Annotated in this window: 9 protein-coding genes; 6 read left to right on the forward strand and 3 right to left on the reverse strand. The window is 39.6% G+C overall.

Features of this window, described 5'->3' with window-relative positions:
- Positions 1–27 precede the first annotated feature (27 nt).
- From R3E32_04575 to R3E32_04595, 5 genes are all read left to right on the forward strand, one after another.
- On the forward strand, positions 28–2,349 hold the full coding sequence (locus R3E32_04575; protein MEZ4883995.1) for a DUF1593 domain-containing protein: 2,322 nt from the start codon (positions 28–30) through the stop codon (positions 2,347–2,349).
- A gap of 69 nt (positions 2,350–2,418) precedes the next feature.
- The gene (locus R3E32_04580; GenBank protein ID MEZ4883996.1) at positions 2,419–3,207 is read left to right on the forward strand and encodes a cupin domain-containing protein; all 789 of its coding nucleotides are present in this window, start codon (positions 2,419–2,421) and stop codon (positions 3,205–3,207) included.
- Between the two features lie 175 nt (positions 3,208–3,382).
- The gene (locus R3E32_04585) at positions 3,383–5,080 is read left to right on the forward strand and encodes a glycoside hydrolase family 28 protein (GenBank protein ID MEZ4883997.1); all 1,698 of its coding nucleotides are present in this window, start codon (positions 3,383–3,385) and stop codon (positions 5,078–5,080) included.
- Between the two features lie 21 nt (positions 5,081–5,101).
- Positions 5,102–6,157 carry a Gfo/Idh/MocA family oxidoreductase gene (locus R3E32_04590; protein MEZ4883998.1) on the forward strand — a complete coding sequence of 352 codons (1,056 nt, stop codon included), beginning with the start codon at positions 5,102–5,104 and terminating at the stop codon, positions 6,155–6,157.
- A gap of 1 nt (position 6,158) precedes the next feature.
- On the forward strand, positions 6,159–7,343 hold the full coding sequence (locus tag R3E32_04595) for a sialidase family protein (protein MEZ4883999.1): 1,185 nt from the start codon (positions 6,159–6,161) through the stop codon (positions 7,341–7,343).
- 222 nt (positions 7,344–7,565) lie between these two features.
- On the opposite strand, the gene R3E32_04600 is transcribed toward R3E32_04595, so the two are convergent.
- From R3E32_04600 to R3E32_04610, 3 genes are all read right to left on the reverse strand, one after another.
- Positions 7,566–8,243, reverse strand: coding sequence for a hypothetical protein (locus R3E32_04600; GenBank protein ID MEZ4884000.1), 678 nt, complete (start codon positions 8,241–8,243; stop codon positions 7,566–7,568).
- Positions 8,244–8,648: 405 nt separating this feature from the next.
- Complete coding sequence (locus tag R3E32_04605) at positions 8,649–10,904, reverse strand: molybdopterin cofactor-binding domain-containing protein (protein MEZ4884001.1); 2,256 nt, start codon at positions 10,902–10,904, stop codon at positions 8,649–8,651.
- 79 nt (positions 10,905–10,983) lie between these two features.
- Positions 10,984–11,436, reverse strand: coding sequence for a (2Fe-2S)-binding protein (locus tag R3E32_04610; protein ID MEZ4884002.1), 453 nt, complete (start codon positions 11,434–11,436; stop codon positions 10,984–10,986).
- Positions 11,437–11,739: 303 nt separating this feature from the next.
- Here R3E32_04610 and R3E32_04615 point away from each other — a divergent pair, with 303 nt between their 5' ends.
- Entirely contained in the window at positions 11,740–12,651 is a 912-nt protein-coding gene (locus tag R3E32_04615) for a helix-turn-helix transcriptional regulator (GenBank protein MEZ4884003.1), read from the forward strand.
- The last annotated feature ends 8 nt before the right edge of the window (positions 12,652–12,659 follow it).

Here is a 12,659-nt window from a genome sequence, read left to right on the forward strand (position 1 = left end):
CTTGAATCCCTTTAATAAACAATTAGAATGAAACACTTTATCCGTCAATTCATCTTGTTTTGCTTTTTATTAAGCACTTCAATATGCTTTTCTCAGAATCCACTCAATTTTGGCAGTAATATAAGAACTGCTGACCCTTCAGGTCATGTATGGGCTGATGGAAAAATGTACCTTTATACATCACACGACGAAGAATGTCAACTTGATTTTTGGATGAAAGATTGGCATGTATTTTCATCAAGCGACCTTGTCAATTGGACAGACCATGGAGCTTGTTTATCCGTTGAAGACCTTACTTGGGCGGACAACTATGCCTGGGCACCAGACTGTGCCTACAAAAATGGCAAATATTATTTTTGTTTTCCTGCGGGAACGGGGCATAAAGACCGTGTAAATCCAGAAAAAAGTACCAAATGGATGGGAATTGGAATTGCAGTGAGTGATTCTCCGACAGGTCCTTTCAAAGATGCTATTGGCAAACCACTATGGACAGAGCCTTATGCCAACGACCCTTGCCTTTTTGTAGATGAAGATGATAAAGCCTATCTCTATTTTCATGGCAAAGACAGTGATTTTATGGTGGCTGAGATGGCAGATGATATGCTTAGTGTGAAAGGCGATTTCTATAAAATGGACATGGGTGGTTATGAGCCAAAAATGGAAGGCCCATGGGTATTCAAAAGAAATGGTATTTACTATTATACCATGCCAGAAAACAACCGCAAGCTTTCCTATTATATGAGTGATTCTCCAAAAGGGCCTTGGAAATACCAAGGCTTAATCATGGACGAAGAAGGCGGCAACAACCACCATTCAATAGTTGAATTTAAGGGAGAATGGGTTTTGTTTTACCACAGATGGCTTGACATAAATTCTTCTTGTGAAAAGACACAAAGACATACGTGTGCGGAATACCTTCACTTCAATGATGATGGCACTATTCAGGAGGTAAAAAGAACGGATGAAGGCCTTGCAAGCGATGAAAGTTCACAAGCAAAGTACGAAAAACCTCGACTTTTTGTCCTCACTGACATTGGAGGAGATCCTGATGATGTCATGTCTATGGTGCGATTGATGACCTATTCCAACCAAATCGACATTGAAGGACTAGCTGCTACGGAGGTAAATAGACAAGTCAATCCAAATCGTATCCATCGGATTGTTGATGCTTATGGAAAAATACGTAACAATCTTGAACTCCATGAGCCTGGTTTTCCTACAGCGGATTATCTACGAAAATGTATCACAGAGGGGCTTCCCATCAAGGATATGGATGCTGTTGGAAAAGGCAAGGATTCACCAGGAGTCGAAGCCTTGATTCGTGCTGTCGATCTCGATGACCCACGACCATTATGGGTGACGGTGTGGGGCGGTCCAAATTTACTTGCACAGACTCTTTGGAAAATACATGAAACTCGTTCTCCCGAAGAACTCGCTAAATTTGTCGACAAACTTAGAGTCTATGCCATTTCTGATCAAGACAAAAGTGGCCCATGGATACGTGAACAATTTCCTAATCTTTTTTACATAGTGACTCCTGGTATCAATGCAGGAGGTGGTTTTCACCATGCGACATGGATTGCGATTGGCGGCGATAAGTTTCATGGACGTTTTGATGGTGCAAACTTTGAGCTTGTGAGCAATGAATGGCTTGGGCGAAATATTCGCAAAGGTCCTTTGGGCAAAGAATATCCGCACTGGGAATTTATGATGGAGGGCGATACTCCTTCCTTCCTCAATCTTATCAACAATGGTCTAAGTGTTCCTGAGCGCCCAGATTGGGGCGGCTGGGGAGGGCGTTATGAACTCTATACTCCACGCACAGAAAAATGGTTTTTACAGCCCGAAACACGCCCAATCTGGACCAATGTACAAGATGAAGTTTTGGGTAATGATGGCGAATGGCATACGTCCAATCACGCGACCATTTGGCGTTGGCGTGAAGCCTACCAAAACGACTTTGCTGCACGCATGACTTGGACTATCGAACCCTACGAAAAAGCCAATCATCCACCAATAGTGATGCTAGACCACCCTGCTCATATTGTGGCCAAGCCAGGTGAGCGAGTAAACCTCAGTGCAACAAACTCTTCAGATCCAGATGGAGATGCGCTTTCGTACGAATGGTTTTGCTATGAAGAAGCTGGTACGAGAGGCATGTCAAATTCCCGTACAGGCAACAAACACGACATCATAGGATTTGACCAAGCCCAAGCATGGTTACAGGTCAAAACCAGCCGTGTAATGCCTCCAGGAACGGGAACCATGCACATCATCCTTGCAGTTACCGATCATGGCACACCGAGGTTAACTCGATATAAACGTGTGATTATCACTGTTGAAAAATAGGATGCTGCTATTGAAAAGGTTTTAAAAGAAATTACTATTCACAAATTATCCCTAAATAGAATGAGACCTATGAAAACCGTTTTAATCCTTTCTTTTTGCTTTTTCTTTCTTTCTTGTTTTTCTTCAAAAACGCCTGCAATACAATTAAAACCTGTCAAATCAGGCGTATATAAATGGGCTGAACATATCGTAACTGAAGGAGAATCAAGAGAGACCAGAAAGATATTAGAAGGTACGTCACCCCATTTTGAATACCTAAAAATTCACGCAACGACTCAATTTCCAGGAGCAAAACCAAATGAGGCACGCACCAATGATGAGTTTGAAGAATGTATCATCGTCAAAGAAGGCAAAATGAAGATTACCATTGAAGACAAAAGCGAAGTTTTAGAAACAGGAGGGGTTGTTTTATTAATGCCAAACGATACACATATCATTGAAAATGTAGGAGATAGCAATCTTACCTATTATGTGATGAAGTACAAATCCAAGAAGAAAATGGATTTGGAAAGAGGACAAGATGCGGGCGGGTCAATCATGTTGAAGAAAAGTGCGCTGCCTTTTGGGCATAGTGTTCGAGGCGGCGGGATAGCCTATTTTGACCGACCAACTGCAATGTGTGAGCGATTCGAAATGCACATCACTCAGCTAAACCAAAAAGGGCCAAGTCACAATCCACATGTCCATGAAGAAACCGAAATTATTCTGGTTCTTTCGGGTGAAACGGAAATGACCATTGACGGTAAAGAATACAAGGGAATAACAGGGGATTTTTATTTCATGAATTCCCAATTGCTACATGGAGTTCGCAATGCAAGCGATGAACCATGTTCTTATTTTGCCTTCAAGTGGAAATAACCGAATTACTATTTTTTTAGTATATTCAATTTTTAACAGCAATCAATTGAAAGGTTATTCCGAGGTTTGTGAAAAGAAAATCAAGTCGCTCTAACTGGCGGCAATAGTTGAAAAAGATAACATTTCAATTTATAAATTTAATCTTACCTCTTAATCCAATTAAAATCAAATATTTATGCCTATCAAACCAATAACTGTATTATTTGCAGTTTTTATTCTTTTTCTGATAAACGATTCACAAACAACTTTATTCGCTAAATCAGAAACAACCCAATTAGCAGATACTTATGAAGGTATTGAATTTGAAATGAAGCTTGTTCAAGAACCATCCATTCCCGACAACATGGTAAACATAAAAGATTTCGGTGCGGTTAGTGGCGGTCAACATTTGAATACCCAAGCATTTGAAGATGCCATTGAAGCAGTATCCAAAAAAGGAGGAGGTAAAGTGGTCTTTCCTCCAGGAATTTGGCTTACAGGGCCTATTATTCTAAAAAGTAATCTGGAACTACATGCGGAAACAGGTGCATTGATTAAATTTTCTACCAATAAAGATTTGTATCCGCTTATTCAAACAAGTTTTGAAGGATTGAATACTTGGCGTTGTTTATCTCCAATATTTGGGGAAAATCTTGAAAATGTAGCCTTTACAGGACATGGGGTTTGGGATGGTTCGGGCGATGCTTGGCGACACGTAAAAAGAAGTAAACTCACCGAAAGTCAATGGAAAAAACTGGTGGCTTCAGGTGGATTTGTAGATGATAGTCAAAAGAATTGGTATCCTTCTGAACAGTTCAAGAATGCAGCAGAAAATGCAGAACTAAACGTGCGTAAAGATTTGACAACTAAAGAAGAATTTGAAACTATTCGGGATTTCCTTCGTCCAGTAATGGTCAGCATCCAAAACAGTAAGAAGGTGATGCTTGACGGACCTGTTTTTCAGAATTCTCCCGCTTGGTGTTTGCATCCGCTAGTAATTGAAGATTTAATTGTTCGAAATGTGACGGTTCGCAATCCGTGGTATTCGCAAAATGGTGATGGACTTGATGTAGAATCCTGCAAAAATGTCATTGTTGAAAATTCAAGTTTTGATGTGGGTGATGATGCAATTTGTGTAAAATCGGGAAAAGATGAAGATGGTCGCTTGCGTGGTGTTCCCTCCGAAAACCTGATTATCAGAAACAACATCGTTTACCACGGTCATGGTGGAGTGACCGTTGGTAGCGAAATGTCTGGCGGTGTAAAAAATATGCACGTTTCCAACTGTACCTTTATGGGAACTGACGTAGGACTTCGCTTCAAAAGCAAACGAGGTAGAGGCGGTGTTGTTGAAAACATTTTTATATCCGATATCCGTATGACCGATATTCCAACCAATGCCATTTCCTTCAACTTGTATTATGGAGGTCTATCCGTTTCTGAAATGCTAGCACAAGGAGGAGCAAAAAAAACGGAAGAGATAGTACCTGTCAGCGAAGAAACTCCACAATTCAAGAATATTTCGATAAAAAATATCATTATCAACGGAGCGCATCAGGCGGTTTTCCTCCAAGGTTTACCTGAAATGAATCTTGAAAATGTTGAGATTAGCAATTTGCTTATTGAAGCTGATAATGGATTTTCAATCATTGATGCAAATGGAGTCAAGATTAGTGGGATTAATATGACGATTAAAAACAATCCTGCATTCGAAATCTTCAATTGTAAAAATGTAACCATAGAAGACATTGAAGCCCATTCAACATCATCGGAGGTTGTAAAAATTAATGGAAAGGCTTGCGAAAAGATAGAATTGGTTTCTTCTCCAAAAATGGATTTCAAAAAAAATACGACTATTGGTGAGACTGTGCCGAAAAGGGCGGTAAAATTCTAAGGGTTTAAAAACAAATTATATATGCACACTTTCGGAATAATTGGCGGCGGAATGGTTGCCGAATTTCATGCACAAGCCATTCAAGCCATTGGCGCAAATGCTACATTAGGAGCTATTTATGCCCGAAATCCAGATAAGGCAAATCAGTTGGGAGAAAAATTCAACTGCAAAAGCTATTCTAATATGGAGGATTTTTTAGCAGACACCTCTATTGACATTGTCACCATTGCTACTCCCTCAGGCGCACATTTAGAACCTGCAATAGCGGCTGCAAAAGCCAAAAAACACATTATATGTGAAAAACCTTTGGAGGTCACTCCTGAGAGGTGTCAACAAATGATTGATGCAGCCAAAGTAGAAAATGTAGTGCTTTCGGGTATCTACAATCGCAGATTCAATCCCGCCGTAGAGCAATTGAAACAAGCAGTAGAGGAAGGTCGATTTGGAAGATTGACACTTTGTGATGCCCAAATCAAATGGTTTAGAACGCAAGCGTATTATGATTCAGCCGAATGGCGAGGAACATTGGCTTTTGACGGTGGTGGCGCTTTGATGAATCAAGGCAGTCACACGGTTGATTTATTTTTACATTTGGTAGGTTCGCCAGTAAAGCGAGTTTCTGCTTCAATGGCATTGCTTACACATCAAAACATTGAAGTAGAAGACACTTTGGTCGCTATTTTAGAATTTGAAAACGGCGCAAGAGGAACGATTCAAGCTGCTACTTCTTGTTGGTCTTCAACAGGAAACCCCGCAGAAGTTCAATTGTGTGGCAGTCATGGTTCGGTGTTTTTGAGTGATGACAATTTTCGGGTTTGGGATTTTATGCAAAAAACCGAACAGGATGAGTTTGTCCACGATAACCTGATGAAAGGCAATCAACCAAGTGTGGGTGGAAACGACCCAAATGCAATAAGTTACCTTACCCATCAGCGCAATTTTGAAAACGTAATGGCTGCAATTGATAAGGACGAAACTCCTTTTATTTCAGGAGAAGAGGCAATGAAATCCGTTCGATTGATTGATGCCATTTATCGAAGCGCAAAAAATGATGGATTGTGGATTAATCTCAGATAATATGAACTTTCTTCGCAGTTTTTTTCTTGTTTTATGTCTATTATCGTGTACTTCTAAAACCGAAAAACCTTTTGAAGTCGATTCCCTTTTTGATTTGGAAAAACCCGAAACTTTGGGGCTTTCCTTTGCAGAAAAACGGGAAACGTTCACTATTTTTTCTCCTAAAAATGAAGGCAATAAATACAATCACGGAGTAGTCCTTTTTCCCTTCAAAGGAAACCTGTACGCACAGTGGCAAAGCTCTTCAATGGATGAAGATGGAGCAGATACGCAGGTCTTTTATAGTCGCAGCCCAAACGGAAAAGATTGGAAGCGACCAATGCCATTGACCGAAATTTGGGAGAATGGCATCAAAACAAGTGGCGGATGGTGGAGTGATGGTGATACTTTGGTGGCCTATATAAATATTTGGCCCAATAAAAAAGAAAGTGCAAAAGAAGGCTTTACCGAATACCTCACTTCATCGGATGGCATTCATTGGACTTCTTCAAAACCGTTGAAGGATAAAAATGGTGTTCCAGTGCTTGGCATTATTGAGCAAGATGTTCGTACTTTTCGAGAGGGACGGCTTATCACCGCTTTCCACATGCAGCCTGGTTTGGTTGCCACTCCATTTTTCACAGACGACCCTTTGGGCATTTCTGGTTGGACGGCTGGAGAAATGCAAAATATGCCTTCAACGAATGAAAATATGAGCCGTGAGATTGAACCCAGTTGGTTTTATCGAAAAGACAATGCCGTTGTGATGGTTTTCCGAGACCAAGAAAGCACCTTCAAAAAACTCGCTTCCGTAAGCCATGACCGTGGACAAACTTGGACTCAGCCAGTAATTGTTGATACACCCGATTCGAGAGCCAAACAGAGTGCAGGCAATTTGCCAGATGGAACAGCTTTCATGGTCAACAATCCTTCGGGCAATAAGACTCGCCATCCGCTTGTCATTACCTTGAGTCGAGATGGGTTTCGCTTCGATAAAGCTTATTTGTTGCGTAGTGGAGGCTCGGATTTGCAGGCCTTAAGATTTGAAGGAAAATACAAAAGAGCAGGTTATAGTTACCCGAAAAGTGTGGTATGGGGTAATTATCTGTATGTGGCTTATGCTACAAATAAAGAAGACGTGGAATTGACGAGAGTACCGATTGAAAGTATTGATTATTTTAGCGATTTCCCCATAAAAAAGAAGTAAGTTCACCCTTGAAGATTTTTAACATCGCTTCCTAAATATTAATTGAAGTGAAATAATGCTTTGTGATGATTTAACTCCCATTCGTTCCTATTCAATGGTTAAAGTTGCTTTCTCACTATAGATAGCTCCTTGATTGTTTTTAATTAGCACTGAATAATCAGCCCCATCCTTTCGTTTAACTTTCTTCAAAACTAACGCTGCCTCATTTGCACCTGCAATTGGTTATTCGTTTTTAAACCATTGATAATTAATTTCTTGAATTGCAGCAACCTGAACTTCAAATTTCACTTCCTGACCTTTTTTACTGTTTACAGAAGAGGGTTGTGTAACTATAAAGGGAGACATTTCGGGCTGCCATCCATCCAGAACAAAAGCTGGATTCATATAATTATTGATTAATTCTGAATCACTTTCCATGGTAAGTTGTCGTGAAATCGGGTTTCGCTCACTCATACCTATAGGCTTTCCATCGCTGATGTTTGTGCTGTTATATTCCCAATAATGAATGTCTGAAATTCCATTGCCCTTAACACTCCAACCTTCTGATGTTACTCCTTCCATGGAGCAATTAAGCAAAACCGCTTCACAATAGGGAAAACCATTTGCTCGATTATCGTTGGTGCGTGCGATAGTCGTTTCAACATCGCCAATAGTGCGGAAAGTACAATTCACACAAACATTGCCATGATTTTCATCAGAATTACGAACCCACATGTGTGGTCCATAAGTTGATACAAAATCGCAGTTCTTAAAAAAAACGGCTCCATAACCAAGTACATTATCCCCAAATCCCTGTATTTTCGAATCAGAAATATAGATTGTGCCAGTTGCCTGTAAGGCATCACCCGAACCTTCAATATTCACATGGCTAACAATAATTTCGTGACCCTTAACAAGCAAGGCTTGTGCAGGTTTTTCTCCTAATGACCTTATTGTAAGATTAGCGATATGGATTTCCTTTACATTGTTAAGTTTATTCTTGGTTGTTTAGTCTAATTATGTTGAAGATAGCCTATAAAAGACTTCCTTTCAATCCTTCAAATTTAACCTATTCTTACACAACACCTATGATAAATAAAAGTGGTTCTTTGACAAAAAATGTGGTTTTATATATCTGTGAATGTAAATTCGCTACTCTCGTCTTTTTAATCAACTAACTTTCAATATTTTAAAATAACAACGAGAATGAGGAATATAAATTCCTCGGTCTTGCCCACAAAAATTGTCAAAGAACCATAAAAGTGAAAATCAACAACTACGAATTGACATTTGCTCATGTACCTCACATCGTAAACACTAAGAATCCTACCCTAATACCTTTTTATTCCCTAAAAACGGCTGATGGTATTGACGCTCTCCAGTGGCTTTGTACATTGCATTCGCCACCGCACCGAAAATTGGAGGAAAAGGAGGCTCACCCATTCCAGTTGGATTGATTTCATTTTTCACAAAATGTACCTCTATTTCTTTTGGAGCTTCACCCATTCTAATCATACGATACTGGTGAAAGTTGTTCTTTTCTGGAACGCCATCTTTGAAGGTCATTTCCCCATAAAAAGCATTGCCAACACCATCTGTTATCGCTCCCTCCGCCATGTTTTTAGCAGCATCAGGATTGACTACAATTCCGCAATCAATCGCAGCAATTACCTTTTGGACAATAGGTTTGCCGTCTTCAATAGTCATGTCCAAAATGTGTGCAGCATAGGAATTGTGACAAAAATAAGCAGATACTCCCCTGTGTATATTTTCTTGATTATCAATCCAATTTGATTTTTCTCGCACCAATTCTAATACACCCGCATATCGTTCTGCATCGTAATCATTTTCTTTACCTACAGGGTTTTCTTTGGCTCGCTTCAATAAATCCAAACGAAATTGAATAGGGTCTTTGCCTGCAGCTTCTGCCACTTCGTCTAAGAAGGATTGTTCTGCACCCGCCATAAAATTGGAGCGTGGTGCACGAAATGCACCAATGGTAATATTGGAGTCAATAGACCATTCTTCCGCCAAATAATTGTCTATTGCACCTGCTGGGAAACGATTGGCAAATAAAGGACTTTCGGGAATTCCTCCTGCTTTTACATGCAGTGCCGTCAAATTGTTGTTTTCATCCAAAGCAGCTCGGTAAGTGGCATAATAAGTAGGGCGATAAATACCGTGCGTCATATCGTCCTCACGCGTATAAATCAACTTTACAGGTGCTTTTACTTTTTGTGAAATTAAGGCAGCCTCCACCACATAGTGAGCATAACCTTTTCGACCAAAACCACCTCCCATACGGGGCATTTCCATTTCAATGTTTTCTGCGGGAATTCCCAGACTGGCAGCAATGGTAGGCACAATGAAATTAGGAATTTGGATGGGTGCTGCAATCTTGACCTTATCACCTTCAACATGTGCAGAAGCGTTCAATGGCTCCATAGAGTTATGTGCAAGAAATGGGGCAGAATAACTTCTTTCTATAGTTTTTGCAGCATTTTTGAAAGCGGCTTCAGGGTCACCATCTTTACGAACTGTTTTTCCTTCTTTACTTGCCAGTTCTTTCATGTTGGCTTTGTGACCAAAGGTAGATTCCAAGCCAGCAGGGATGTTTTTCGTTTCTTTTCCTACAAACCCATTAACCGTCTCAGAATAAGCAGTAATGGGTTTCCATTCTACTTTCAATTGCTTTTTAGCCTGCATTACTTCCCAAGTCGAATTACCGATTATCGCCACTATTTCAGGGAAAGCATTGGTATCAAAACCTCCTTTTTCAAATCCATCCTTGAAGCTCTTTATCGACACCACGTCTTTGATACCTGACATTGATTTGGCTTCTGTATCGTCTATTGACTGCAAGGTCATTCCGAAAGCAGGAGGATGCACTATCATCGCAATCAACATTCCTTCTTGGCGATAATCCATTCCAAACATAGGTTTACCTGTCACAATGCTTTTTCCATCTACATTCTTTCGAGATTTGCCAATGATTTTGAAGTCTTTAACTTCCTTCAATTTCACTTCCTCTGGCACAGTCATATTAGCTGCTGCCGAAGCCATTTCTCCATATCCAGCCGATTTTCCACTTGTTTTGTGGTGCAATATACCTGCTTCTGTGGTAATTTCTTCAACGGGAACTTGCCATATTTGCGCTGCTGCTTCTCGCAACATCTGTCGAGCAGATGCTCCCGCCATTCGCAAAGGTTCCCATCTCGACATGATTCCTCGACTGCCTCCTGTAAACTGAAAGCCAAAATTGGTTGGATGGTAAGGAGCTTGTTCAACGATTACGTTTTTCCAATCCATATCCAATTCTTCTGCTACCAACATGGGCATGGATGTTCGGACATTTTGCCCAAATTCGGGATTGGGCGTATAGATGGTGACTACGCCATTGTCTCCAATTTTCAGATAAGAATTGATGTCGAACCATTCTTTGGGCATGGCCATGATTTCTGCTTCCGTTTTGCTGTTTTGACAAGAAGTCAGCCAGCTAAAACCGAGCATTATACCTCCTCCTGCTAAAGCAGATGATTTCAAGAATGAACGTCTGCCGATGGATGTTTTTATTAAAGTCATGATTTTAATTTTTGATGTTTAATGTAGCATAGACATTCCTGTCTATGTCCTCGCATGTATAACTATTCTCTCAGACATGTTACTTTGCAGCTGTTTTGATAGCCGCTTTGATACGTGTGTAAGTTCCACATCGGCAAATATTTCCGTGCATTGCAGCATCAATATCCTCATCACTCGGATCTGAATTAGCCTTTAACAAAGCAGCAGCACTCATGATTTGCCCAGCCTGACAATAGCCACATTGAGGTACATCGTGTTCGAGCCATGCTTGTTGAACAGGATGTTCCCCATTTTCAGAAAGTCCTTCAATGGTAGTGATTGATTTATCTTCTACTGCTTCAACGGGTAAAATGCAGGATCGCATTGCCACTCCGTTGAGGTGAATGGTGCAAGCTCCACATTGTGCGATTCCACAGCCATATTTTGTACCAACTAAATTGAGGTGGTCTCTCAATACCCAAAGCATGGGCGTGGACGGGTCAACATCTACTTGTGATTTTTTTCCGTTAATATTTAAATTGAAAGTTGCCATGTTGTTTTGGGAAATTTTTATAGTTAAATAATGAATTTCTTTGTTTTATAAAATATTTACTATGCGTTATATATTGATATTACATGATAATTGAAGGCATTCTTCTTATGGATTTAAGTAATTTGGTGAACAACATTGTTACTAAACTTATATAGACTACTTTGCCAAGATTACAAAGGTCTTTTAATCTTCTACAAGTATAGTATAAAAATTACTGCTTCTTCTACCAATATTACTGATTGAGGTTGAGATTCATCTTTAGAGACTCAAAAATGACTAATTTTGTTTTAAACATAGACAAAAATGGAGCGATTATATCCAATAAATAGCATCAATGATTACAATGCTGACAACAATCACAAGACCCTTCATCCTTTGGTAAGCGTGATAGATTTTTCAAAAACCAACAAGAGAAATTGGGACAATGCCTCGACAATAAAGTTTCAATATGACTTGTATTGTGTGTTTTTGAAGGATGTGAAATGTGGCGATATGAGGTATGGTCGCCATTATTATGACTATCAAGCAGGAACTTTGGTATTTTTTGCACCGGGGCAAGTATCAGAAATAGAAAATACAGGTGCAAACTATCAACCGATGGGTTTTGGATTGGTTTTTCATCCTGATTTGATACTTGGGACTGATTTATCAAAAAATATTGAAGCGTATCGTTTTTTTAGTTACAAAACAAATGAAGCCTTGCACATATCAGACGACGAAAGGCAACTGGTTTTGGACTGTTTTTCAAAAATAGAATTTGAATTGAAACAGCCTATTGACAAACACAGCAAAAAATTGATTGTGTCAAATATTGAGTTGTTTCTCAATTATTGTGAGCGTTTTTACGACCGCCAATTTATTTCACGAGAAAATTCAAACAAAGGACTTTTAACTAAGTTTGAAGAGTTGCTAAATGGCTATTTTTTATCAGATAAACCTCAAACAATGGGTTTGCCGTCTGTGGCTTATTTTGCGGATGAACTTCATTTATCGGCCAACTATTTTGGCGATTTAATCAAAAAAGAAACAGGTAAATCGGCAAAAGAATACATACAAAATAAAACCATTGAAGTGGCTAAAAATAAGGTGTTTGAGAGTGATAAATCAGTCAATGAAATCGCTTATGAATTGGGTTTTAAATATCCTCAACACTTTACGAGATTGTTTAAAAAACGAGTAGGATATACACCAAGTGAATTCAAAAATTTGAATTAGTATATACC

This window comes from Chitinophagales bacterium, from assembly GCA_041392475.1.
Classification (GTDB): domain Bacteria; phylum Bacteroidota; class Bacteroidia; order Chitinophagales; family UBA2359; genus JAUHXA01.

Excerpts from the sequence above, each read along its gene's own strand:
- R3E32_04575 (MEZ4883995.1), top strand. The coding sequence starts at position 28 with ATGAAACACTTTATCCGTCAATTCATCTTGTTTTGCTTTTTATTAAGC.
- R3E32_04580 (MEZ4883996.1), top strand. The coding sequence starts at position 2,419 with ATGAAAACCGTTTTAATCCTTTCTTTTTGCTTTTTCTTTCTTTCTTGT.
- R3E32_04585 (MEZ4883997.1), top strand. The coding sequence starts at position 3,383 with ATGCCTATCAAACCAATAACTGTATTATTTGCAGTTTTTATTCTTTTT.
- R3E32_04590 (MEZ4883998.1), top strand. The coding sequence starts at position 5,102 with ATGCACACTTTCGGAATAATTGGCGGCGGAATGGTTGCCGAATTTCAT.
- R3E32_04595 (MEZ4883999.1), top strand. The coding sequence starts at position 6,159 with ATGAACTTTCTTCGCAGTTTTTTTCTTGTTTTATGTCTATTATCGTGT.
- R3E32_04605 (MEZ4884001.1), bottom strand. The coding sequence starts at position 10,904 with ATGACTTTAATAAAAACATCCATCGGCAGACGTTCATTCTTGAAATCA.
- R3E32_04610 (MEZ4884002.1), bottom strand. The coding sequence starts at position 11,436 with ATGGCAACTTTCAATTTAAATATTAACGGAAAAAAATCACAAGTAGAT.
- R3E32_04615 (MEZ4884003.1), top strand. The coding sequence starts at position 11,740 with ATGGAGCGATTATATCCAATAAATAGCATCAATGATTACAATGCTGAC.